The 23,289-nt window shown below is 75.3% G+C and carries 21 protein-coding genes and 1 riboswitch; of the genes, 10 read left to right on the top strand and 11 right to left on the bottom strand.

The window, feature by feature from the left end:
* Nucleotides 1-63 precede the first annotated feature (63 nt).
* The 3 genes from AB0N04_RS04505 to rsmH form a co-directional block, all read right to left on the bottom strand.
* Nucleotides 64-2,340, bottom strand: coding sequence for a penicillin-binding transpeptidase domain-containing protein (locus AB0N04_RS04505; RefSeq protein WP_360207353.1), 2,277 nt, complete (start codon nucleotides 2,338-2,340; stop codon nucleotides 64-66).
* The gene (locus tag AB0N04_RS04500; RefSeq protein ID WP_360207355.1) at nucleotides 2,337-2,834 is read right to left on the bottom strand and encodes a hypothetical protein; all 498 of its coding nucleotides are present in this window, start codon (nucleotides 2,832-2,834) and stop codon (nucleotides 2,337-2,339) included. The genes AB0N04_RS04505 and AB0N04_RS04500 overlap by 4 nt, the downstream gene beginning before the upstream one ends.
* Before the next feature lie 158 nt (nucleotides 2,835-2,992).
* Nucleotides 2,993-3,967, bottom strand: a complete 975-nt coding sequence (rsmH, locus tag AB0N04_RS04495) for a 16S rRNA (cytosine(1402)-N(4))-methyltransferase RsmH (protein ID WP_360207358.1) — start codon at nucleotides 3,965-3,967, stop codon at nucleotides 2,993-2,995.
* 598 nt (nucleotides 3,968-4,565) lie between these two features.
* Between rsmH and AB0N04_RS04490 the strand changes: the two genes are divergently transcribed.
* From AB0N04_RS04490 to AB0N04_RS04475, 4 genes are all read left to right on the top strand, one after another.
* Nucleotides 4,566-5,108: a carbonic anhydrase gene (locus tag AB0N04_RS04490; protein ID WP_360207360.1), complete on the top strand. Its 543-nt coding sequence runs from the start codon at nucleotides 4,566-4,568 to the stop codon at nucleotides 5,106-5,108.
* A 348-nt stretch (nucleotides 5,109-5,456) separates the two neighbouring features.
* A complete protein-coding gene (locus tag AB0N04_RS04485) occupies nucleotides 5,457-6,428 on the top strand; it encodes a MoxR family ATPase (RefSeq protein ID WP_360207677.1) in 972 nt (323 codons plus the stop codon).
* A 1-nt stretch (nucleotide 6,429) separates the two neighbouring features.
* A complete protein-coding gene (locus AB0N04_RS04480; protein WP_360207363.1) occupies nucleotides 6,430-7,749 on the top strand; it encodes a DUF58 domain-containing protein in 1,320 nt (439 codons plus the stop codon).
* Nucleotides 7,746-10,181 (top strand): transglutaminaseTgpA domain-containing protein, encoded by a 2,436-nt coding sequence (locus tag AB0N04_RS04475; protein WP_360207365.1) that lies wholly within the window; start codon nucleotides 7,746-7,748, stop codon nucleotides 10,179-10,181. The genes AB0N04_RS04480 and AB0N04_RS04475 overlap by 4 nt, the downstream gene beginning before the upstream one ends.
* Nucleotides 10,182-10,283: 102 nt before the next feature.
* Here the strand turns inward: AB0N04_RS04475 and AB0N04_RS04470 are convergent, their stop codons facing one another.
* The 3 genes from AB0N04_RS04470 to AB0N04_RS04460 form a co-directional block, all read right to left on the bottom strand.
* A complete protein-coding gene (locus AB0N04_RS04470) occupies nucleotides 10,284-10,673 on the bottom strand; it encodes a DUF3040 domain-containing protein (RefSeq protein ID WP_360207367.1) in 390 nt (129 codons plus the stop codon).
* A 408-nt stretch (nucleotides 10,674-11,081) separates the two neighbouring features.
* Entirely contained in the window at nucleotides 11,082-11,834 is a 753-nt protein-coding gene (locus AB0N04_RS04465; protein ID WP_360207370.1) for a methyltransferase domain-containing protein, read from the bottom strand.
* 45 nt (nucleotides 11,835-11,879) lie between these two features.
* Nucleotides 11,880-12,440, bottom strand: a complete 561-nt coding sequence (locus AB0N04_RS04460; RefSeq protein ID WP_360207372.1) for an SAV_6107 family HEPN domain-containing protein — start codon at nucleotides 12,438-12,440, stop codon at nucleotides 11,880-11,882.
* A gap of 575 nt (nucleotides 12,441-13,015) precedes the next feature.
* Here AB0N04_RS04460 and AB0N04_RS04455 point away from each other — a divergent pair.
* Both AB0N04_RS04455 and AB0N04_RS04450 read left to right on the top strand, forming a co-directional pair.
* Nucleotides 13,016-13,654, top strand: a complete 639-nt coding sequence (locus AB0N04_RS04455) for a DUF4126 domain-containing protein (protein ID WP_360207375.1) — start codon at nucleotides 13,016-13,018, stop codon at nucleotides 13,652-13,654.
* Between the two features lie 31 nt (nucleotides 13,655-13,685).
* Nucleotides 13,686-15,176 (top strand): NAD(P)/FAD-dependent oxidoreductase, encoded by a 1,491-nt coding sequence (locus AB0N04_RS04450; RefSeq protein ID WP_360207378.1) that lies wholly within the window; start codon nucleotides 13,686-13,688, stop codon nucleotides 15,174-15,176.
* Between the two features lie 55 nt (nucleotides 15,177-15,231).
* Here the strand turns inward: AB0N04_RS04450 and AB0N04_RS04445 are convergent, their stop codons facing one another.
* Both AB0N04_RS04445 and metF read right to left on the bottom strand, forming a co-directional pair.
* Nucleotides 15,232-16,116, bottom strand: a complete 885-nt coding sequence (locus tag AB0N04_RS04445; RefSeq protein ID WP_360207380.1) for a hypothetical protein — start codon at nucleotides 16,114-16,116, stop codon at nucleotides 15,232-15,234.
* A gap of 203 nt (nucleotides 16,117-16,319) precedes the next feature.
* Entirely contained in the window at nucleotides 16,320-17,240 is a 921-nt protein-coding gene (gene metF / locus AB0N04_RS04440; RefSeq protein ID WP_360207383.1) for a methylenetetrahydrofolate reductase [NAD(P)H], read from the bottom strand.
* Nucleotides 17,241-17,425: 185 nt separating this feature from the next.
* Here metF and AB0N04_RS04435 point away from each other — a divergent pair, with 185 nt between their 5' ends.
* On the top strand, nucleotides 17,426-18,532 hold the full coding sequence (locus AB0N04_RS04435; RefSeq protein ID WP_360207386.1) for a polyprenyl synthetase family protein: 1,107 nt from the start codon (nucleotides 17,426-17,428) through the stop codon (nucleotides 18,530-18,532).
* Between the two features lie 29 nt (nucleotides 18,533-18,561).
* Here AB0N04_RS04435 and thiE read toward each other — a convergent pair whose 3' ends face one another.
* From thiE to AB0N04_RS04420, 3 genes are read right to left on the bottom strand one after another with little or no spacing between them, the layout of a single operon-like run.
* Nucleotides 18,562-19,224: a thiamine phosphate synthase gene (gene thiE / locus AB0N04_RS04430; protein WP_360207389.1), complete on the bottom strand. Its 663-nt coding sequence runs from the start codon at nucleotides 19,222-19,224 to the stop codon at nucleotides 18,562-18,564.
* The gene (locus AB0N04_RS04425) at nucleotides 19,221-19,586 is read right to left on the bottom strand and encodes an Rv2175c family DNA-binding protein (RefSeq protein ID WP_360207391.1); all 366 of its coding nucleotides are present in this window, start codon (nucleotides 19,584-19,586) and stop codon (nucleotides 19,221-19,223) included. Before AB0N04_RS04425 ends, thiE begins: the two co-directional genes overlap by 4 nt.
* Nucleotides 19,587-19,633: 47 nt before the next feature.
* On the bottom strand, nucleotides 19,634-20,842 hold the full coding sequence (locus AB0N04_RS04420) for an FAD-dependent oxidoreductase (RefSeq protein ID WP_360207394.1): 1,209 nt from the start codon (nucleotides 20,840-20,842) through the stop codon (nucleotides 19,634-19,636).
* Nucleotides 20,843-20,989: 147 nt separating this feature from the next.
* A riboswitch (TPP riboswitch) is annotated at nucleotides 20,990-21,102 on the top strand.
* Between AB0N04_RS04420 and thiO the strand changes: the two genes are divergently transcribed.
* The 3 genes from thiO (at nucleotide 21,097) to AB0N04_RS04405 (ending at nucleotide 23,284) form a co-directional block, all read left to right on the top strand.
* Entirely contained in the window at nucleotides 21,097-22,278 is a 1,182-nt protein-coding gene (gene thiO, locus AB0N04_RS04415) for a glycine oxidase ThiO (protein WP_360207396.1), read from the top strand. (Overlaps the previous riboswitch by 6 nt.)
* On the top strand, nucleotides 22,275-22,484 hold the full coding sequence (thiS, locus tag AB0N04_RS04410; protein ID WP_360207399.1) for a sulfur carrier protein ThiS: 210 nt from the start codon (nucleotides 22,275-22,277) through the stop codon (nucleotides 22,482-22,484). The genes thiO and thiS overlap by 4 nt, the downstream gene beginning before the upstream one ends.
* Nucleotides 22,485-22,486: 2 nt before the next feature.
* Nucleotides 22,487-23,284 carry a thiazole synthase gene (locus AB0N04_RS04405; RefSeq protein WP_360207402.1) on the top strand — a complete coding sequence of 266 codons (798 nt, stop codon included), beginning with the start codon at nucleotides 22,487-22,489 and terminating at the stop codon, nucleotides 23,282-23,284.
* Nucleotides 23,285-23,289: the final 5 nt, after the last annotated feature.

Below are 23,289 nucleotides of genomic sequence, written 5' to 3'. Positions count from 1 at the left end.
AGGGCCAAACCGGGCCTTCGCCGCGCCGTCGTCCAGGCCGGCCCGTTCGTTGCTCATCCTCGCTCACGGCTTCCACTCGACGGGCAGGTTCGGCGCCTGGCTGCCGCTCGGCGGGACCTGCAGGGTCTTCAGGGTGAACTCCATCACCTGCTTGAACACCGGGCCGCAGAGCTGGCCGCCGAAGTGGCCGTTGACCGGGCCCTGCAGGGTGCAGGAGACGGTCACCCGGGGTGCGTCGGCGGGGGCGAACCCGATGAAGGAGGAGGTGTAGCCGTCGTAGCCGACGCCGTTGGCGGCGCCCCGGTCGGCGGTGCCGGTCTTGCCGGCGACCCGGTAGCCGGGGATGGCCGCCTTGCCGCCGGTGCCCTGCTCGTCGTCGACGACCGACTCCAGCATCGAGGTGAGGGTCTTCGCGGTCTGCTCGCCGACCACCCGGGTCTGCTCGCCCGGCGGGGTCGGGGTGTACCGGCCGTCCGGGCTGGTGACGCCCTGGACGATGCTCGGCGCGACCCGGACGCCACCGTTGGCGATGGTCGAGTAGACCGAGGTCGCCTGCAGCGCGTTCATCTGCAGCGGGCCCTGGCCGAACGAGATGTTGTACTTCTCCGAGGCGACCAGGTCCTCCGGCTTCTTCAGCATCCCGGAGGCCTCCCCCGGGAAGTTCAGCCCGGTCGGCCGGCCGACGCCGAACTTGCGCATGTAGGAGTCCAGGACCTTGTTGGACTCCAGCTGGTCGGCGCCGAGCGTCTCGATCGCCTCGATGGTGCCGATGTTGGAGGACTTGGCGAGCACCCCGGCCAGCGTCAGGTACCAGGGGTCGTGAGGGACGTCGTCCTTGAACTGCTGCCCGGCCCGGACCAGCCGGTTGGGCACGGTGACCTTGGTGTCCCAGTTGGCCTTGCCGGTGTCCAGCACGGCGGCCAGGCTCATCACCTTGGCGGTGCTGCCCGGCTCGTAGGCGTCGACCAGCGCCGGGTTGCCCAGCTGCGACTGCTTGGCGGTGCTGAGGTCGTTCGGGTTGATGCCGGGGGCGGTGGCCATGGCGAGGACCTGGCCGGTCTTGACGTCCTGGACGACGACGTAGCCCTTCTCCGCCCCCGAGTTGGCCACCTGGTCGGTGATCGCCCGCTGGGCGGCCCACTGGACGTCCCGGTTGATGGTGAGCTTGATGTCGTTGCCGGGGACGGCCGGGTCCCTCGACCCGCCCGCGGTGGGCACCAGCCGGCCGCCGGACTGGGCGTAGCTGCTGTGCCCGTCCTTGCCCGCCAGCTGCTTCTGGTACTGCAGCTCCAGGCCGCCCGCGCCCTCGCCCTCGCCGTTGACGAAGCCGACCAGGTTGGCGGCCAGGCCGTCGGCCGGGTAGACCCGCTTCTGGGTCTCCCGGTTGAACACGCCGGCCAGCGGGTTGGCGCACTCGTTGTCGACCCGGGTGCGGCCGCCCTGGTCGGCGGGCTTGCCCAGGAGCCGCTTCTGGGCCTGGCAGGTGCGCGAACCGGCCTGCTTCTCCAGGCCCGCCTTGAGGTCGCTGATCTGGTTCTTGGCGGCCGGGGTCTGCTGGGCGGCGAGCCGCTTGTAGCGGGTCTTGGGGGTGTGCAGGTCCGCGGCGATCCGGTCCTTGGGCACGCCGATGATCGGCGACAGCAGCGCCGCCGCCTGCTCCGGGGCGTCGGGGATGCCGGTCGCCTCCGGGGTGAACATCGCCGGGTCGGCGGTGATGTCGTACGCGTCGACGGTGGTGGCCAGGGCGACGCCGTCGGAGGACGTTATCGAGCCGCGCTCGGCGGTGATCGGGATGTTGAGGTAGCGGTTGGTGTTGGCGTCCGCGGCCAGCGCGTCGGCGTCCAGCAGCTGGAGCTGCACCAGGCGCCCGGCGAACACCGAGAACACCAGCGACATCGCCACGGTGATCACTCGCAGGCGGCGCTTGGGCTCGGCCAGCCGGAGCGCCCTGGGGCGCTGCAGCGGGCGGCGCGGGCGGACGGCGGCCTGGCTGCGGGCCGGCGGTCGGCCCTCGGGGCGGCGCTGCTGCGGCGCCCGCGGGGTGCGGGCGGCGCCGGCCCCGGCGGGCTGCGCCTTGGCGGACGGACTGCGGCCGGGCTGCTGCGACCGGGCGGGCTGGGCCTTGGCGGCGGACTGCCCGCGGCCGGACTGCGGTTTGGCGGGCTGCGGCTTGGCGGGCTGGGCCTTCGGCTGCCCCTTGGCCGGCTGCCCCTTGGCGGGCTGGGCCTTGGCGCCGGACTGGCCGCGCGGCGCACCCGCGCGGGGCGCGGCGCCCTTGGGCGCCGGGCGGCGGCCGTTGCCGGAGCCCGAGCCGCCGGAGGGCTGACGTGGCGTGCTCATCGGCCGGCACCCCCGCTCGGCTGCGGAGCGGGCGCGACCGGGGAGGCCGGGTTGATCTGGACGACGGAGTCGCCGGCCGTCGCGGCCGGGCTCGGCGGCGCGGAGGGCGCGGCCGGGGCCGACGGGGCGGGCGCCGGAGCGCTCGGCTGGCCGGCCGCCGGAGGCTGCTGCTTCACCGGCCACGGCTCGACCGTCGACCGCTTCACCGGCGGGCTGTCCTGCGCCGGTCCGGGCGTGCCGATCACCTTGCCGCCGTTCGGGACGTCCAGGAAGGCCATCCCGCCGGCCGGGACCATGCCCATCTCGGCGGCCCGCTTCGCCAGCGCGTCCGGCGCCGAGCTCTGGTCGATCTGGTGCTGGAGGCCTTGCTGCTCGTCGGTCGCCACGGTGGTCTGCTTCTGCAGCCGGGACAGCTCGAAGGAGCCCTCGTTGAGCGCCGTGTTCAGCGCCAGCAGCCCGAGCAGCCCCGCCGCCAGCAGCACCACCACGAGCACGGCGAAGGGCGTGCGCCCCCGTACCGGACGCCGCCCCGGCCGGACCGTGATCCGTGCCCTGCCCTGTCCGGGGAGTGCTCCCCGCCCCGCCCGGACCTCACCGGCCACCGGCCCCACCGCTCTCCTCCGCCCTTCGGAACCCCACCGGGGCAAACGCCTCAGCCCCGCTTGCTACGGTCCCTGATCCTCTCCGCCACCCGCAGCCGCACGGGCGCGGCGCGCCGGTTCTCCTCGATCTCCTGCTCCGTGGCCAGCTCGGCACCACGGGTGATCAGCTTGAGCCAGGGCTGGTGCTCCTCCGGGATGAAGGGCAGCCCCGGCGGCGCGGTGTTGGTCGCCCCCGCGGCGAAGTACTGCTTCACCAGGCGGTCCTCCAGCGACTGGTAGGACATCACGGCGATCCGGCCGCCGACCGCGAGGACGTCCAGCGCCCCCGGGATCGCCCGGTCCAGGACCTCCAGCTCGCCGTTGACCTCGATCCGCAGCGCCTGGAACGTCCGCTTGGCCGGGTTCCCACCGGTCCGCCGGGTCGCCGCCGGGATGGCGTTGCGCACCAACTCGACCAGACGCGCGCTGTTGGTGAACGGTTCCTTCTCCCGCTCCCGCAGGATCACCGAGGCGATCTTCCCGGCGAAGCGCTCCTCGCCGTACACCTTGAGGATCCGGGCCAGGTCGCCGTGGCTGTAGGTGTTCAGCACCTCGGCCGCGCTGATCCCCCGGGTCTGGTCCATCCGCATGTCCAGCGGCGCGTCCTGCGCGTAGGCGAAGCCGCGGTCCGCCTCGTCCAGCTGCATCGAGGAGACGCCGAGGTCGAACAGCACGCCGTCGATCCGGTCGATGCCCAGGCGCTCCAGCACCTCGGGGATCTCGTCGTAGACCGCGTGCACCAGGGTCGCCCGGTCGCCGAAGGGGGCGAGCCGCTCGCCGGACAGCTTGAGCGCCTGCGGGTCGCGGTCCACCGCGACCAGCCGCACCTCGGGGAACTGGGCGAGCAGCGCCTCGCTGTGCCCGCCGAGGCCCAGGGTGGCGTCCACCACCACCGCCCCGGGGCGCGAGATCGCCGGCGCCAGCGCGTCCATGCACCGCTGCAGCATCACCGGAACGTGCTTGGGGCCCGGCTCATTGGTGGTCATGCGCGGTGGCGCCCTTCCTCAGGTGCGAAGCAGCCCGACGTCCGGGAGCTGGGACCATTCTCGCCCACCGGTTCACGGCACGACGACGCGGCCCGTGGTCCCCGCCCGCTCAGGGGGAAGGTCATGACCGCCCGGCGCCGGGGAAGGTGCGCCAGGTGGGCACGGAGCGGGTGGAGGCCACGGACCGCGTCGGGCCGGGCGCACCGACCGGACGGGCCCGGTTGACGGGCCCCGGCGGGTGTGCTCCACTGCGCCGCAACTCTATCGCCCAGGCCCCGGCAGTCAATGGTCCGCTCCGGCGCACCACCCGGGCGGCGGTACGGATCACCGCAGGTCGCGGCCGTGGGGGCGGCCCCGGTCCGGCACCGGCCGGGGGCCCTCGCGAAACACCGCGCGCCCCACCCCCGCGGCCGGCCCGGGAGCCCGGCCGCACCGGCCCCGGCACCGGCCCCGGCACGGGCACCGGCGCATGCACCCGTGCAGGCCGGCACCACCCCGGGGCCGGGCCGCCCGTTGTGGCGATGCACCCGATCGCGGCGGCTCGTTCTGTAGCTCCTCACCCCACCGCACGGGCCAGGACGGCACTAACGTCACCACCATGACAGTGACACCCGACCGGCCCACGCCGACCGCCGCTGCCGACTCCCCCAGCCCCGCCGTCATCGACCGCTTCGTCACGGCCAACCGCGAGTACGCGGTGACCTTCCGGGACGGCGGCATGGACGCCCGCCCGGTCCAGCGGATCGCCGTGGTGGCCTGCATGGACGCCCGCCTCGACCTGTTCGCGGCGCTCGGCCTCGAACTGGGCGACGCCCACGTCATCCGCAACGCGGGCGGCGTCGTCACCGACGACACCATCCGCTCCCTCACCATCAGCCAGCGCGCCCTCGGCACCCGCTCGGTCGCGCTGATCCACCACACCGGCTGCGGCCTGCTCGGCCTCACCGAGGACTTCCGCCGGGAGCTGGAACTGGAGGTCGGCCAGCGCCCGCAGTGGGCGGTGGAGTCCTTCGTCGACCTGGACGGCGACGTCCGCCAGTCCATGCAGCGGGTCCGCACCTCCCCGTTCCTGCTGCACACCGACGACGTCCGTGGCTTCGTCTTCGACGTCCACACCGGACTGCTGCGCGAGATCCACTGACGGCCGGCGCCCCGCCCGCCCCTCCCGGCCGACGGCGTCCGGGCCGGCGGGGCCTCCCGGCGGCCGCCCCGCTCCCGAGGGTGACTTCTGACCTCCGCACGGGGGAGAATGCGCCTGCCGGTCGGACCCCGAACCACCTGGGGCGGCCAGGCCGCAGGCCGCGCCGGGCGCCGGATCCCCGATCGGAACCGCCCCCGGAACGGCCGCGTCAAGCATGGGGTGGGGTCCGGCCTCGGGGTGAGGCGGGCACAGCGTGCCAGGGAGCGTAAACGGGTGACGAGCTACAGCGATCAGGCCGGTCTCGGCGGTCCCGCGGGGGGCGGCCAGGGGGCGGACGGTTACCACCGGATCGGACTTCCCGAGCTCGCCGCGGTCGTGGACCGGGTCCGCGCCAACATCGAGAGCGTCATCGAGGGCAAGCCGGAGGCCGTCCGGATCGCGCTGACCGTCCTGCTCGCCGAGGGCCACCTGCTGCTCGAGGACGTGCCCGGCGTCGGCAAGACCATGCTGGCCAAGGCGCTCGCCCGCTCGGTCGACTGCACGGTGCGCCGCATCCAGTTCACGCCCGACCTGCTGCCCTCGGACGTGACCGGCACCAACATCTACGACCAGCACCAGCGCGACTTCGAGTTCCGCCCGGGCGCGATCTTCGCGCAGATCGTCGTCGGCGACGAGATCAACCGGGCCTCGCCCAAGACCCAGTCCGCGCTCCTGGAGTCCATGGAGGAGCGCCAGGTCACCATCGACGGCACCAGCTACGAGCTGCCGTCCCCGTTCATGGTCGTGGCCACCCAGAACCCGGTCGAGATGGAGGGCACCTACCCCCTCCCGGAGGCCCAGCGGGACCGCTTCATGGCCCGGATCTCGATCGGCTACCCGAGCCCCGAGGCCGAGTTCGCGATGCTCGACGTCCACGCCGGCGCCAGCCCGCTGGAGGACCTCCAGCCGGTCGCGCACGCCGCCGACATCCTCAAGCTGATCGACCTGGTCCGCACCGTGCACATCGCCGACCCGGTCCGCCGCTACGCCGTCGACCTGGTCGGCGCCACCCGCAGCAGCCACGAGCTGCGCCTGGGCGCCTCGCCGCGCGCCACCCTGCACCTGGTCCGGGCCGCCCGCGCCGCCGCCGCGCTCGACGGGCGCGACTACGTCACCCCGGACGACATCCAGCGCCTCGCCGTGCCCGTCCTCGCGCACCGCCTGATGCCGACCGCCGAGACCCAGCTCAGCCGCCGCACCTCCGAGCAGATCGTGACCGACCTGGTCGCCCGGCTCCCGCTGCCGCGCCCGCAGGGCGGCCCGGCCGTCCGGAGGGGCTGAGGTGCCGTCCGACCCGACGTCAGGCGTGCGGGCCGGGCTGCGCGGCCTCACCACCCGGGGGCGTTCCTTCCTCGCCGCCGGCATCACCGCGGTGCTCTGCGCCTACCTGCTCGACCAGGACGCGCTGCTGCGCGTGGGCCTGCTGCTCGCCGCCCTGCCGCTGGCCGCCGCGATGGTGGTCGCCAACACCCGCTACCGGGTGGCCAGCGGGCGCCGGCTGAGCCCGCGCCGGGCCGTGGCCGGCCAGGAGGCCCGGGTCCACCTGCGGGTCGACAACGTCTCCCGGGTGCCCACCGGCCTGCTGCTCCTGGAGGACAAGGTCCCGTACGTGCTCGGGCCGCGCCCGCGCTTCGTCCTGGACCGGGTCGAACCGCGCGGCTACCGCGAGGTCTCCTACCGGGTCCGCTCGGACCTGCGCGGCCGCTACCCGCTCGGGCCGCTCCAGCTGCGGCTGTCCGACCCGTTCGGCATGTGCGAGGTCAACCGCTCCTTCTCCGCCTCCGACGTCCTCACCGTCGTGCCCCGGATCCAGGCCCTGCCGCACGTGCGGCTCAGCGGCGAGTGGGCCGGGCAGGGCGAGAGCCGCTCCCGCACGCTGGCGCTGGCCGGCGACGACGACGTGATCCTGCGCGAGTACCGCCCCGGCGACGACCTGCGCCGGGTGCACTGGAAGTCCACCGCCCGGTACGGCGAGCTGATGGTGCGCCGCGAGGAGCAGCCGCAGCGCGCCCGGGCGACCGTCCTGCTGGACACCCGCGAGATCGGCCACCGGGGCAGCGGCCCCGCCTCGTCCTTCGAGTGGGCGGTCAGCTGCGCCGCCTCCGTCGCCGCGCACCTGCTGGAACGCGGCTACCAGACCCGGCTGCTCACCGACACCGGCCAGAGCGTCCCCGGCCCCGGCACCGGCGGCACCAACACCGCCGCCGACTCCTCCGGGCTGATCCTGGACGCCCTCGCGATCGCCGACCTGTCCGACGGCGGCGGGCTCTCCCGCGCCGAGGAGCCGCTGCGCGCCGGCGGCGAGGGCCTGCTGGTCGCCGTCCTCGGCGACCTGGACGAGGAGCAGGCCACCCGGCTGGCCCGGCTGCGCAGCCGCACCGGCGGGGCCGTCGCCCTGCTGCTCGACACCGGCACCTGGGCGGGCCTGCGGATGCTCGCCCCGGACACCGGCGGCGAGCAGTTCCAGGCCCGCGTCCGGCAGCTGCGCGAGGCCGGCTGGACCGTCCTGCCGGTCCGCTCCGGTGACTCCCTCCCGGACCTGTGGCGGGCCGCCGACGGCGCCAGGACGACCTCCCCCTACCGAGAAGAGGCCGGCGCGTGACCACCCGGGCCAAACTGACCGTGTACTCGGCGCTGGCCACCGCCCTCGCCTCGCTCTGTCTGACCCCGCTGCTCACCACCAGCAGCTGGATCGCCCACGCCTTCCTGGTGGTCGTGGTGATCGCCGCGGCCGGCGCGGGCCTGCGCCGCTCCCCGCTGTACCGCTGGACGGTCCCGGTCGGGCAGCTGCTGGTGCTGCTCCTGCTGCTGCTCGTCGGCTTCGCCGGCTCCGGCGCCCTCTGGGGCGGCCTGGTGCCCGGCCCGTCCTCGATGCGCGTCCTCGACCAGGTCTTCGCCTCCGGTCTGGACGACATCCAGCAGTACGCGATCCCGGCACCGCCCAACGCCGGCCTGCGGCTGATCCTGGTCGCCTCGATCGGCCTGGTCGCCGTGGCCGTGGACACCATCGCGGTGACGTACCGGCACTCGGCGCTGGCCGGGCTGCCGCTGCTGGCCCTGTACTCGGTCGGCAACGGCCTGGCCGGGGACCGCGGCAGCTGGCTCTGGTTCGGCCTGGCCGCGGCCGGCTACCTGGTGCTGCTGTTCGCCGAGGGCCAGGACCGGGTGTCCCGCTGGGGCCGGGTCTTCCGGGGCACCTCGCGCGGCACCGAGGGCGGGCGGGCGGTCGGCGTGGGCGGCCAGCAGATCGGCATCCTCGCGCTCGTCGCGGCCCTGCTGCTGCCCGCCCTGCTCCCGCACTGGGAGTCCGGCCTGATCGGGTCCGGCTCGGCCGGGCCCGGCGGCAAGGGCGGCTACGGCGCCGCCACCAGCCTCGACCCGCTGGTCAGCCTGGAGTCGGAGGTCACCAAGCCCACCGACACCGAGCTGCTCAGCTACACCCTGGACACCGAACTCGCCGACCAGATCTACCTGCGGACCGGTTCGCTGGACCAGTTCGACGGCACCAACTGGAAGCTCAGCAGCACCGCGGTCACCGACCTCCCGACCACCCTGCCCTCCCCCGAGGGCCTGCGGGACGCCAACCTCCCGCGGATCGAGGGCGAGTTCCGGATCGGCAACCAGCTGGAGAAGAGCTGGCTGCCGATGCCCTACCCGGCCGCCACCGTGCAGGTCCCCAACCGGTCCGACTGGAAGCTCGACCCGCTGACCCGCACCGTCGTCCCGACCAACGACCGGGCGATCCGCGGCCTGAGCTACCACGTCACCGCCCTGGACCTGCGCCCCACCGCGAACGAGCTGCGCACCGTGCCGCTCGCCCCGCAGGACATCCGCGAGCGCTACACCGCCGTCCCCGCCGACCTGCCCCCGGTGGTCGCCCAGCAGGCCCGGGCGGTCACCGCCAACGCCCAGAACGACTACGACCGGGCGACGGCCCTGGTGAACTACTTCACCAGCTCGCAGTTCACCTACGACACCACGGTCAGCGGCGGCACCGGCAACAACGCGATCGCCGTCTTCCTGCGCGACCGCAGGGGCTTCTGCGTCCACTTCGCCTCCACCATGGCGGCGATGGCCCGCGTGCTGAAGATCCCGGCCCGGGTCGCGGTCGGATTCACCCCCGGCGACGCCAAGGGCGGGAACGTCTACTCGGTGAACGGCCGGATGTACCACGCCTGGCCCGAGCTCTACTTCTCGGGCTTCGGCTGGATGCGCTTCGAGCCCACCCCGAGCCGCGGCGTCCAGCCCCGCTACACCGAGCAGTCCAGCGTCCCGACCACCGCCCCGACCCAGCAGCCGACCGCGGCCCCGCAGAGCTCGGCGGCCGTCCCGGCGCCGACCACCAGCAAGGACTGCGACGCCAAGCTGCGTCAGATGGGCGAGTGCGGCGACAAGGGCAAGGCCGTCAGCAGCGCCGCCGACGACTCCTGGCTGCTCTCCGCCCAGGTGCTGGGCACCGCCGCCACCGTGCTGCTGGTGCTGGTGCTGCTGCTGGTGCCGATGTTCTGGCGCACGGCGCTGCGCCGGCGCCGCCTCGGTGGCGGCGGGCGCCGCCGCCCCGGCGGCAGCGGCCCGGCCGAGCTGGCCGACGCCCAGGTGCTGGCCGCCTGGGACGAGCTGGTCGACTCCGCCTGGGACCTCGGGATTCCCCCGGACGAGTCGCGCACTCCGCGCTCGGCCGCCCGGCGGATCGCCGAGGAGGCGGACCTGGACGCGGAGTCGGCGGCGGCCACCGGCCGTCTGGCACTGGCCACCGAGCGGGTGCTCTACGCCCCGTCCGGCCAGGTCACCACCGCCCCGCTGGCGGCCGACGTCCGGACGGCCCGGCAGGGCCTGCTGGCCACCGCCGGCCGGGCCGGGCGGACCAGGGCGGTGCTGCTGCCGCCGTCCTCGGCGCAGTTGTGGTGGCGGATCTCCGAGGCGCTGCTCACGGCGCGTACGGCGGCCGGCAACCGGACGGCCCGGCTCTCCGCGGCGATCACCGGCCCGGTGCGGCGGCTGACCTCCCGGCGCGGGCGCGACGGGGAGTCCTGACGGGGCCGCGCCCGGACGCGCGAAACGCCGGGGCGGGCAGTCGGACCGACTGCCCGCCCCGGCGTTCGTTCCGGCCGGCGCGCCCGGCGCCGTGCCGTGCGCTCAGAACCCGCCGGTCTGCTCGTCCCGGCGGCGCTGCCAGCGCTGCTCCACGCGGTCCATCATCCCGGCCTTGCGGCGCGGTGCGGCGGCCGGCCGGGGGCCGGAGCCCTGGCTCGCGGGCCCGCGGCGCCAACCCGTCACGGCGAACACCGCGCACCCGAGCATCACCAGGAAACCCACGACGCTGACCCAGATCTGGTCCGGGACGACCATGCCGCCCATCAGCAGGCCGATGCCCACCACGAAGCCGCCGACGGCCAGGTAGACCCGCCGACGGGTGTAGGTGCGCAGCCCGGTTCCCTCAAGCGCAGACGCGAATTTGGGATCTTCGGCATACAGCGCTCGCTCCATCTGGTCGAGCAGTCGCTGCTCGTGCTCCGAGAGCGGCACGGAGTCCTCCTACTCGTCGGTCGCGGGTGCGACCGGTCCGCCGACCCGGTCGGGGCGGCAAGTCCAATCAGCCATCGGTGCACACGGTCGGACGCCTGTGCGGGGGACCCGGCCCGTGTCGTCCATATGCCCCACGCATCCGGCTGTCATGCTTTCCGGCTTTACCCAGATCATACGGTCCGTGGGCCCGTTACGGGGTGGTCTGCGCCGCGTGGGACGGGCCACTTCGACCGGGCGGGGCCGCATCATCCTCAACGCGGTGGGGCGCGGACAAGTGCCCGAACGGGTGGAATCCATCCGGAGCTGGGGAGGTTCCGGAGCGCAGCGCGGCGACCGGCCGTCGTACGGGAAGCGAACCGCCGCCGCACGGTGCGCGAACCGTACGGCGGCGGAGGGGCCCGGAACGTCTCAGCCGAGCGTGGCCAGCAGGTGCAGCTGGGTCGCCACGGCGTGGAAGGCGGGCTGCGCGGCGGCGGCCTCCTCCAGCTTCAGCAGCGCCTCCATCGCGCCCGGCTCGGTGTCCACCAGCACACCGGGGACGAGGTCCGCGAAGACCCGGACGCCGTGCACGGACTCGACCGTCAGGCCCGCGCCCTCGGCCAGCAGGCCGAGCTCCTCGCCGGTGAAGCGGCGCGGCATCGGGTCCTGCTCGCCCCAGCGGCCGTCGGCGGCGGACAGCACCGTCCGGGCCTCGGTGAAGTGCCCGGACAGCGCGCGGGCCAGCACGGCGCCGTTGCGGTTGGCGGCCAGCAGGCTGACCAGGCCGCCCTTGCGCAGGGTGCCGGCGAGGCTGCCGAGCGCCTCCGCCGGGTCGTCCACGACCTCCAGCACTCCGTGGCAGAGCACCGCGTCCACCGTGCCCGGGGCGACCAGCTCGGGCAGCGTCTGGGTGTCGCCCTGGACGGCCCGGACCAGCTCCGTCACCCCGGCCTCGGCGGCGCGGCGCTCGAGGGCGAACAGCGCGTCGGGGCTGGGGTCGACCACGGTGACCCGGTGGCCCAGCTTGGCCACCGGCACGGCGAAGTTGCCGGTGCCGCCGCCGGTGTCGACCACGTCGAGCACCGGCTGGTCCAGCTCGGCCGCCCGCTTCTCCAGGGCTGCCCGCACCACCTCCCACACCACGGCGGTACGCAGGGCACTGCGGGGACGCGTCGGGTACACGGTGGGGCTCCTTGGCACGTGCAGATCGATCAGGATGCCTCCACCTTAGACCGACCGGTTGACGGGGCCCGTCACCACCGGCGGGTCGTCCACGTCCAGGGGTAACCGCGGGGCCGGCGGCGCCGGGCGCAGGCCCAGCAGCCGTTCGACCAGGCGCAGGAACAGGGCGGAGTTGCGGACCAGGTCATCGGCGTCGCGGGCGCTCGCAGCGCCCCTGATCCCGGCCTCGGCGGCGGCCCGGCGGCGCGCGCCCGCGCCGTAGTAGACGGCCCACTCGGCCAGCTCGGGGGCCACCTCGGGCAGCACCTCCCAGGCGCTGCGGATGGCTCTGCGCCGGCGCGGGTCCTTCTCCGGCCGGCCGCGCACCGCCAGCACGGCCGCCACGGTGCGCAGCGCCGCCAGGTGGGCCGCCGCGTACCGCTCCAGCGGATCCTCCAGGGCGCGCGCCTGGTCGAGGGTGCGGTGGGCGTCGGCCAGCAGGTCGAGGGCGGCGGGCGGCGCGGCCGTCCGGCGCAGGACGGGATGGACGTCGCCGCCGCGCGGCGGGTGCGGCAGGGCGGCGGAGTGGAGGCGGGCGGTGACGGGCTCAGGACGGCTGACGGTCATGGTCTCCCCCGTTCCGAGGCAGCGCGCGGACCGGGCGGTCCGTGCTCCTCCATCGTGAACGGGACCACTGACAACGCGGCCGGAAACGGGTGCCGGCGGCCGGCGCGGGCCTGTCCCCCCAGGTCCCGCGCCGCCGCCGTGCGCCGCCGCTCCGCCCCTCCCCCGAGGGCGGTGGTGGCGAGCTCCCCCCGAGCTCCCCCCACAGTGGCCGGTCTCCCCCCGGCCCGCTCCGCCGCCCCGTGTCGGCGGTGCGGTGACCGTGACCGGCACCCGAGGCGGACCACCGCCGCCGCCCCTCCGGCCCCTCGTGGCCGACTGGGGCGGACGTGGTCCGCCGACCGGTCCGTCGGCGCCCGACGCGCCGCCGTCCCGGTGCCCCTACTCTCCCGTCCCGAGGGGCCCCGGGGCCATCCGCTGACGTACTCAACCGCGGATCTGAGTATCCGTACTCAGATCCCCCGCGGCCGGTCCGCCGACGGCCGGAACCGGCGGGTCGGCGGGGGACGTCCCGGTACGGTACGGCGTGCAGTGCTCGAACGGAACGGGGGGAGCCACATCATGAGGAGGGGGAGACGATGACGGTCCTGCCGCTGATCTTCACCAGCGGACTCGCCAGCGGCATCAACGCCTACGCGGTGGTGCTGCTGCTCGGACTGCTGGGCCGGTTCGCCGGCGCGGACTCGGTGCCGCCCGCACTGGAACGCACCGACGTGCTGATCGCCGCCGCCGTGCTCTTCCTGCTGGAGGCGGTGGCCGACAAGATCCCGTTCGTGGACAGCCTCTGGGACTCCGTCCACACCGTCATCCGGCCGATCGCCGGCGCCACCGTCGGCGCCCTGATCGCGAGCGCCGACCCGGGCTCGCTGGGCGAGGTCGCGGCCGGTGCCATGGGCGGCACGACGGCACTGGTCAGCCATCTGGTGAAGGCCTCGCTGCGGATGGCCGTCAACACCTCGCCCGAGCCGGCCAGCAACATCGCGGTCAGCATGGCGGAGGACGTCTCGGTGGCGGGCCTGGTGACGCTGGCGATCTTCCATCCCTGGCTGGCCGCATCGATCGCCGCCGTCCTGCTCGCCGCGGGGCTGCTGCTGGTCTGGTTCGCGATCAACCGGATCCGGGCCTTCCGGGCCCGCCGCCGGGAGCGCCGCGCCGCCCGCGAGCAGCGCGAACAGCCCGGCCGGCCGTCGGAGGAGCAGTACGCCCGGCGTTTCTAGGCCGTGACCGCGGCGTCCTAGGATCAGTGCCATGGCACGGATCGTCATCATCGGCGCAGGAATGAGCGGGCTCGCGGCGGCCTCGCGGCTGGGCACCCTCGGACACCGGGTGACGGTCTGCGAGGCCGCCGGCACGTACGGGGGCATGGTCGGCCGGTACGAGCGCGACGGCTTCGCCTTCGACACCGGCCCCGGCCTGCTCACCCTCCCGGCCGTCTACCGCGACCTCGCCCTGAAGACCGGCCGGGAGCCGCTGGAGCAGCTCGTCGACCTGGCACCGGTGGACCCGGAGAGCCGGCACCTGTTCCCGGACGGCACGGCCGTCGACCTGCCCAACGCCTCCCGCGGCGGCGTCAGCCAGGCCCTGGACGCCGCCTTCGGCGCCGGCTCCGGCGCCCGCTGGAGCGAGGTCATGAACCACGGCCGGACGGTCTGGGAGGCGACCCGCCGCCCGCTCCTGGAGGAGCCGCTGCCCGCCGACCCGACCCCGCTGCACACCGACCCGTACCCCGTCCCGCCGCGGCGCGGCCTGCTCGCCAGGCTCGGCCGGCCGCGCCCGTGGACCCTGGCCGACGTCGCCGCCCGGGAGCTCGGCGGCCACCCCGGCCTCACCGCGCTGCTGCACGAGCACGCGCTGCGGTTCGGGCTGCACCCGCACACCGCTCCGGCCAGCGCCACCGTGCTGCCGTACATGGAGCAGTCCTTCGGCGTCTGGTACGTCCGCGGGGGTCTGCGGGCGCTGGCCGACGCCGTCCACCGGCGCTGCGAGCAGCGCGGGGTCGCGTTCCGCTTCGACACCGCGGTCACCCGGGTGGTCGTCGAGGAGGGCCGGGCCCGCGGTGTCGAGACCGCGGCCGGCCGGATCGACGCCGACCTGGTGATCGCCGCGACGGACGCCCGGACCCTCCTCGACCCCCGGAGCGCCGGCCTCCCCGCGCCGGCCGGCACCGGGCCGACCCCGGCGCCGGGCCGCTTCGGCGTGCTGCTCGCCCTGCGCGGCCCCCGGCCGGCGGGCGCCCCGCACCGGACCGTCGTGCACGCCGCCGACCCGGCGGCCGAGTCGGCCGTCCTGGCCGGCGCGGCCGCGCCCTGCGACCGCCCGACGGTGCAGGTGCTCCGCCCGGACGACCCGTCGCTGCGGCCGGACGACGGCCACGAGAGCGTGGTGCTGACCGCGACCGTGCCCGCCCAGGGCGCCGTCGACTGGACGGTCCCGGGGGTCGCTGAACGCTACGCCGACCGGCTGCTCGACCACGTCGACGCGGCCGGGCTCGGCCTGCGCGAGCGGGTGCTGTGGCGGGTCGTCCGCACCCCGGAGACCACGTTCCGGGAGACCGGCGCCCCCGGCGGCTCCGTCCCGGCCCCGGCCCTCGCCGGGCCCGCGGGCGAGTGGCTGCGGCTCCCCAACGAGTCCCCGACACCCGGCCTGTACCTCGTCGGCGGGTCGGCCCACCCGGGCGGCGGGCTGGCCCGCACCGGAATGTCGGCCTGCATCGCCGCGAACCTCGTCGGCCCGGCCTGAGCCCGGCCTGAGTCCGGCCTGAGCCCGGCCCGGGGCCCGCGCGGGCGGGCTCCGGTCAGCCCTGGTGCCAGGTGTTCTGCTGCTGGTAGCCGTAGGCGTGCTGGTCGTAGGCCTGCTGCTGGGGGATCCCCTGCTGGTGCTGCTGCTCCGGGTGCTGCTGGTGCTGCTGCTGGTCGGGGTGCTGCCAGTTCTGCTGCTGGTCCCAGCCGGCCTGCTGCTGCGGGTAGGCCTGGTACTGGTCCTGCTGCTGGTAGCCCGCGTACGGGTCCTGGACCTGCTGCTGGGGGTAACCGCCGTAGCCCTGGTCGTAGGCGAAGGCGGGCTGCTGCTGGGTCTGCCACTGCTGCTGGTCGTAGGCCGGCTGCTGCTGGGGCTGCACGGCGTCGTAGCCGGCCTGGTAGGCCTCGGCGTAGGGGTCGTGCGACTGCTGCTGCTCGTAGTAGGACTGGGCGTAGACGCCGTCCTGGGCGAGCTCCTGCATCTCGAAGGCGGCGGTCTGCTCGACCTCGGGGGCGGCCTCGGCGGCCGGGGCGACGGCCTCCGGCAGCGGGGGCTCCTCGACGGCGCTGACCTCGCCGACCCGGGGGGCGGCGGCCTCGACCGCGGCCACCGCGACGGCGCCGCCGGTCAGGGCGCCCAGCAGGGGCACCTTGGCGAGCGGGCCGGGCAGGCTGCCGTCGGCCTTGCGCAGCGACCAGCCGCCCTGGTGGCCGCGCTTCACCGAGAGGGTGACGAAGGTCTGGCCGACGGCGAACAGGGCGGCGCCGGCGCCGATCACCGGGACCGACCCGAGGACCATGCCGGCGGCCACCGCGAGGAAGCCGACCAGGGCGAGGGCCCGCCAGTGCAGCGGGGCGCGGTTCTGCAGCAGCACCTCCGCGAGGAGCCAGAGCGCCACCACCGCCAACGCGACGTACAGCAGCAGGTATCCGATGCCCATCCGCCCGCTACCTCCAGTCGCGTGCCCGCGCGCGCCGCGCGTGTGCGGCGACTGTACCGGTTCAACGGCCGGGGTACCGCATCGCGTTCCCGCCGCTCGGGAGCGGGGCGCACACGACCGAGCCCGGCACCGGCGGACCGGTGACGGGCTCGTGGGGGTGCGGCCGGGTGCGCGTCCGGGTGGGCGCGGCGCCGGGCGCCGCGTCAGGCGTGGCGCTGGTGCAGGCCCAGGTTCTGGTAGATCTCCAGCGTCGCCGTGGAGTGGTTGAGGGTGATGAAGTGCAGGCCGGGCGCACCCTCGGCGAGGAGCCGCTCCGCCATCGCGGTGGCGTGCTCCATGCCGATCGCCCGCAGCGCCGCCGGGTCGTCGATGGCGGCCCGCAGTCGGGCCTCCAGGTCGACGGGGAAGGCGGAGCCGCTCAGCTGCGGGAAGCGCTCCAGCTGCCGGGCGTTGGTGACGGGCATGATCTCCGGGATGATCGGCGTCTCGCAGCCGGCGGCGGTGACCCGGTCGCGCAGCCGCAGGTAGTCGTCGACCTCGAAGAACATCTGGGTGATCGCGTAGTCGGCGCCGGCCCGGATCTTCCCGACGAAGTGCCGGATGTCCTCGTCCCAGTCGGTCGAGCGCGGGTGCATGTTCGGCGAGGCCGCGACGCCGACGCAGAAGTCGCCGATGCCCTTGATCAGTTCGACCAGCTCGTACGCGTAGGTGACGCCCTCCGGGTGGCTGACCCACTCGCCCGTCGGGTCGCCGGGCGGGTCGCCCCGGACCGCGAGGACGTTGCGGACGCCCTGGTCGGCGTACTGGCCGATGATGTTGCGCAGCTCGGCGACCGAGTGGTCGACGGCCGTCAGGTGGGCGACCGGGGTGAGCGTGGTCTCGGTGGCGATCCGGCCGACCATGTTGACGGTGCGCTCGCGCGAGGAGCCGCCGGCGCCGTACGTCATGCAGACGAAGTTGGGGTCGAGCGGTTCGAGGCGGCGGATGGCGTCCCAGAGCTTCTGCTCCCCGGCTTCGGTGCGCGGGGGCATGAACTCGAAGGAGAAGGACCGCTTTCCGGCCGCCAGGAGCTCGCGGACCGTCTGTGCGCGGTCCGGTCTGGTGGAAGCGATTCCGAGTGCCATGCTGGCAGGTTATCCGGCGTTCGAAGGGGCCGGACAACTCGGTTCCACGGATTGAGACACCTGGTGGACGCCGTTCGGGTGGCCCTACCGGCCGGTAGGTCCGGGCCCGAACACCTGCTCGCACAGCCGTTCCCAGCCGCCCCGCTACGCTTGCTGCACCCCCAGCGAACCAGCGGAGCCTCATCGTGACCTCGTCCAGCAACCGGCCGGCCAACCCCATTGACGTGGAGGACGTCCGCACCCGCGTCAACGCCGCCCTCGCCGCGTTCATGGACGGCCAGGCCGCCCTGCTGGACAAGATCTCCCCCCAGCTGGCCCCCGCCACGGACGCCCTGCGCGACTTCCTGCTGGACGGCGGCAAGCGGCTGCGCCCGGCCTTCTGCTACTGGGGCTGGCGCGGCGCCGGCGGCCCGGCCGACGGCGCGGGGATCGCCAACGCGGCCGCCGCCCTCGAACTGCTCCAGGCGAGTGCCCTGGTGCACGACGACCTGATGGACCGCAGCGACACCCGCCGCGGCCTGCCCTCCGTCCACCGCCGCTTCGAGGCCCTGCACCGGGACAGCGGCTGGCGCGGCGACCGCGAGCAGTACGGGGCCTCGGCCGCGGTGCTGCTCGGCGACCTGCTGCTGATCTGGTGCGACGAGCTGTTCCTGCGCTCCGGCCTGGAGCCGGCGGCGGTGCTGGCCGCCAAGCCGGTGTTCGACCTGATGCGCACCGAGGTCATGGTCGGCCAGTACCTGGACGTGCTGGAGCCGGTGGCCGGCGACTCGGCGGACGCGGGCGCGCTGGAGCGGGCGCAGGCCGTGCTGCACTACAAGTCGGCGAAGTACACGATCGAGCGGCCGCTGCAGGTCGGCGCGCTGCTGGCCGGGGCCGGGCCGGAGCTGGTGGCGGCGTTCGGGGCGTTCGGCCTGCCGCTGGGCGAGGCGTTCCAGCTGCGCGACGACCTGCTCGGCGTCTTCGGCGATCCGGCGGTCACCGGCAAGCCCGCCGGGGACGACCTGCGCGAGGGCAAGCGGACCCTGCTGGTGGCGCACGCGATGCGCGGCCTGTCCGCCGCCGACGCCCGGCACCTGGACGAGCGCCTCGGCGCGCCGGACCTCGCCCCCGAGGAGGTCGCCGGGCTGCGCGCCCTGGTCGCCCGCAGCGGCGCGCCCGAACGGGTGGAGCGCCGGATCGAGGAACTGATGCGGCAGTCGCTGACCGCGCTGGAGGCGGCGCCGCTCGCCGACGAGCGGGCCCGGGCGGTGCTGCTGGCGCTGGCCGAGGCCGCCACCGTCCGCAAGTACTGAGGCACCGCGGACAGCGGCGGACGACGGGGTCAGGCCGCGCGCACCCGGCGCGACAGCTCGGCGGCGGCGGCCCGCGGGTCGTCCGCCGCGGTGATGGCGCGCACCACCACGATCCGGCGGGCGCCGGCGGCGAGCACCTCGTCGAGGTTCCCGAGGTCGATCCCGCCGATGGCGAACCACGGCCGGTCGGTGTCCCGCGCGGCCGCGTAGGAGACCAGGCCGATGCCCGGCGCCGGGCGGCCCGGCTTGGTCGGGGTCGGCCAGACCGGACCGGTGCAGAAGTAGTCCACGCCGGGCTCGGCGATCGCCGCGTCCACCTCGGACTCGGCGTGGCAGGACCGCCCGATCAGCACGTCCTCGCCGAGGATCGCCCGGGCGGCCGGCACCGGCAGGTCGTCCTGCCCGAGGTGCAGCACGTCCGGCCGGGCCGTGTGGGCGACGTCGGCGCGGTCGTTGACGGACAGCAGCTTGCCGTGGCGCCGGCACGCGTCCGCGAAGACCTCCAGGGCCTCCAGTTCCTGCCGCGCCTCCAGGCCCTTGTCCCGGAGCTGGACGACGTCCACCCCGCCGGACAGCGCCGCGTCGAGGAACTCGGCCAGGTCGCCCTGCTCGCGCCGGGCGTCGGTGCACAGGTACAGCCGGGCGTCGGCCAGCCGGGCCCGGGGGCCGGCGGCCGGCGCGGGGGTCGTCACAGCGCCATCGCCTGGGCGCGCCGCTTCACCTCGGTCGCCCGGTTCTCGCAGAGGGCCTGCGCCGGGGTCCCGGGCAGCGACGGGTCCTCGGTGAACATCCACTCGACGATCTCCTCGTCGCTGAACCCGCTGTCGCGCAGCACCGTCAGCAGGCCGACCAGGTGCTTGACCGGGCCCTCCTCGTCGATGAACGCGGCCGGGACCTGCAGCGACTTGTTGGGTCCGCGGCGTACCGCGATCAGCTCACCCTTCTTGACCATGTTGCGGACCTCGGTGACGAGCACGCCCCACCGCTCGGAGATGTCGGGCAGGTACAGCCACTCGGGGACCAGGGCATCAGTCTTCGCATCGATCTCACTCACGGCACCAGACTGCCACCTCGACGGGCCCCCGCGCACCAAGGGGCCGGTCAGAGGGCGGCGGCGGCCTTCAGCGGCACGGCCGGATCCGCCGCGCGGACCGGGTCCAGGGCGGTGCCGCGCTCGATCAGCCGCCGGCCCTGGGTGAGGTCGCGCGGCCGGTCGACGGTCAGCAGCGCGCTCGGCACCCCGTCGCGCAGCCAGAGCACCGCCCAGGAGGCGTCCCCGGGGCCGCCGCGCCACAGCATCCGGTCGCCCGCGGCGTGCCGCCCGGCGTACTGGACCATCCGCCCGAACTGCTCCGACCAGAAGTACGGCACCGGGTCGTACGGCGGCGCCTCCGCGCCGAGCACCGCGGCCGCCGCCGCCTCGCCGGACTGCAGCGCGTGGTCCCAGTGCTGGACGGCCAGCCGGGCACCGACCCGGGCGGAGGGGTAGCTGACGCAGTCGCCGGCCGCGAAGACGCCCGGCGCGCCCGTGCGCAGGCGCTCGTCGACCAGCACCGCGCCGGTGCCGTCCAGCTCGACGCCGGAGCCGGCCAGCCAGTCGGTCGCGGGCCGGGCCCCGACCCCGACCACCACCTCGTCGGCGGCCAGGTGCGAGCCGTCCGCCAGCAGCACCGAGCCGGACTCCACGGCGGCGACGCCGACCCCGCAGCGCAGCTCGACACCCGCCTCGGCGTACCAGGCGGCCATCGCCGAACCGACCTCGGTCGGCAGCGCACCGGGCAGCGGGGCCGGGCCCGCCTCCACCACCGTCACCGTGCAGCCGGCCTCGCGGGCCGCGGTGGCCACCTCGGCGCCGATCCAGCCCGCGCCGACCAGCACCAGGCGCAGCCCGGGCCGCAGCAGGGCCCGCAGCGCGAGCGCGTCGTCCAGGGTGTGCAGCAGGTGCGCGCGCTCGGCGCCGGGCAGCCGCCGCGGGGTGGCGCCGGTGGCGATCACCAGTGCGCCGTAGGGGAGTTCACCGCCGTCGGTGTGCAGCACGCCGGGGGTGAGGCCGGTGGCGCGGCGGCCGGTGAGCAGCTCGATGCCGAGGTGCGGGTAGTCGATGTCGAGGGGGGTGGCGTCGGTCTTGCCGAGCAGCACCTCCTTGGACAGCGGCGGCCGGTCGTACGGCGCGTGCCGCTCCTCGCCGACCAGCACGATCCGCCCCCGCCAGCCGCCCTGCCGCAGCTTGAGGGCGCACTGCGCCCCGGCCAGCCCGGCTCCGACGACGACCACCTGATCCGTTCCGCTCAGCTCTGCCACGCCCGTCACTGTACTCAGCGCCCTCGACGCCCGGTCGAGGCGTCCACCAGGGGGACCGCACGCCCGCCCGGCCGGCCGCGGGCACCCCCACCTGCGCACTCTCCGTCCACCCCTCGTACACGCCTTCGGCCGGGCCGACCACCGGCGTTATGGTGGGGGCACGATCACGGGAGCCCGGCGGACCGGGCTGAGAGGCGGGCTGGCACGGCCTGCGACCGTCCGAACCTGATCCGGGTCATACCGGCGAAGGGAGAAGAGCAGCTTTGACACGCTTGGCATCGGGCGCCCGCGCCGACGTGCTGGTGGTCGGCGGGGGCCTGATCGGTCTCGCCGTCGCCTGGCGGGCGGCGCAGCGCGGACTGGCGACGGTCGTGGTCGACCCCTCCCCCGGCGGCGGGGCGGCCCGGGTCGCGGCCGGGATGCTCGCGCCGGTCACCGAGCTGCAGTACGGCGAGGAGCCGTTGCTGCGCCTCGGCATGGCCTCGAACGAGCGGTACGCCGCCTTCGCCGCCGAACTGACCGAGGCGAGCGGCGGCGCGGACACCGGCTACCGGCGGTGCGGCACGCTCGCCGTGGCGCTGGACTCCGACGACCGGGCGGAACTGCGCGAACTGCACGCCTTCCACCAGCGGCTCGGCCTGGACTCGACCTGGCTGACCGGCCGGGAGGCCCGCCGCATGGAGCCGATGCTCGCCCCCGGCGTGCGCGGCGGCCTGCACGTCGCCGACGACCACCAGGTGGACGGCCGCCGGCTGCTCGCCGCGCTGCTGCTGGCCGGCGAGGCCGCGGGCGTGGTCGTGCGGCGCACCCCGGCGGTCGAGCTGCTGGTCGAGGGCGACCGGGCGGTGGGGGTGCGGCTCGGCGACGGCGGGGCGGTGACCGCCGACCGGGTGGTGCTCGCGGCCGGCCCGCACAGCCACCGGCTGCCCGGCCTGCCGGACGGGGTGCTGCCGCCCGTCCGCCCGGTGAAGGGGCAGATCCTGCGGCTGCAGGTGCCCGGGGCGTACCGGCCGTTCCTGTCCCGCAACGTCCGCGCCGTGGTGCGCGGGCAGCACCTGTACCTGGTGCCCCGGGAGGACGGCGAGCTGGTGATCGGCGCGACCACCGAGGAACAGGGCTACGACACCACGGTGACCGCCGGCGGGGTCTACGAACTACTGCGCGACGCACACGAGTTGGTCCCCGGGATCACCGAACTCCCGCTACTGGAGACCTCCGCCGGGCTGCGCCCCGGCTCGCCGGACAACGCGCCGCTGCTGGGCCCGACCGCCCTGCCCGGACTGGTCGCCGCCACCGGCCACTACCGCAACGGGGTGCTGCTCGCCCCGGTGACCGCCGACCTGCTCGCCGAGTACCTGGCGACCGGCGAACTCCCCGAGCTGGCACAGCCGTTCACCCCCACCCGGTTCTCCCCCGACCGCTCCACCACGAAGGCCTCCGCATGACCGAGATCGCACTGACCGTCAACGGCGAGCCCCGCCGGGTGCCCGCCACGACCACCCTCGCCGAGGTGGTGGCCACCCTCAGCACGGCCCACTCCGGCGTCGCCGCCGCGCTCAACGAGGCCGTGGTGCCCCGGGGTTCGTGGTCCGACACGGCGCTGTCCGCGGGCGACCGGATCGAGATCCTCACCGCCGTCCAGGGAGGCTGACCATGGCCGACGACCTGCTGACCATCGCCGGGGCGACCTTCGGCTCCCGGCTGATCATGGGCACCGGTGGCGCCCCGAGCCTGGAGGTCCTGGAGCGCGCGCTGCTGACCTCCGGCACCGAGCTCACCACCGTGGCGATGCGCCGGGTGGACGCCTCCACCCAGGGCTCCGTCCTGGACGTGCTGACCCGCAACGGCATCCGCGTGCTGCCCAACACGGCCGGCTGCTACACCGCCGGGGAGGCCGTGCTGACCGCCCGGCTGGCCCGCGAGGCGCTCGGCACCGACTGGGTGAAGCTGGAGGTGATCGCCGACGAGCGGACCCTCCTGCCGGACCCGATCGAGCTGCTGGACGCCGCCGAGACCCTCGTCGACGACGGCTTCACGGTGCTCCCGTACACCAACGACGACCCGGTGCTGGCCCGCAAGCTGGAGGACGTCGGCTGCGCGGCGATCATGCCGCTCGGCTCGCCGATCGGCTCCGGCCTGGGCATCCGCAACCCGCACAACTTCCAGCTGATCGTGGAGGGCGCGAACGTCCCGGTGATCCTGGACGCGGGCGCCGGAACCGCCTCCGACGTCGCGCTGGCGATGGAGCTGGGCTGCGCGGCCGTGATGCTCGCCTCCGCGGTGACCAGGGCGCAGGACCCGGTGCTGATGGCCGAGGCGATGCGGCACGCCGCCGAGGCCGGCCGGCTCGCGTTCCGGGCCGGCCGCATCCCGCGCCGCTTCCACGCCGAGGCCTCCTCGGCGATGGCCGGCCGGGCGGACCTGGACACCCGCGAGCGCCCCGCCTTCTGACGCCG

Origin of the sequence: Kitasatospora sp. NPDC051702 (genome assembly GCF_040681575.1) — a bacterium.
Lineage (GTDB): Bacteria > Actinomycetota > Actinomycetes > Streptomycetales > Streptomycetaceae > Kitasatospora.
Note: the sequence above shows the minus strand (reverse complement) of the source record. Positions and strands in the feature narration are given on the sequence as shown.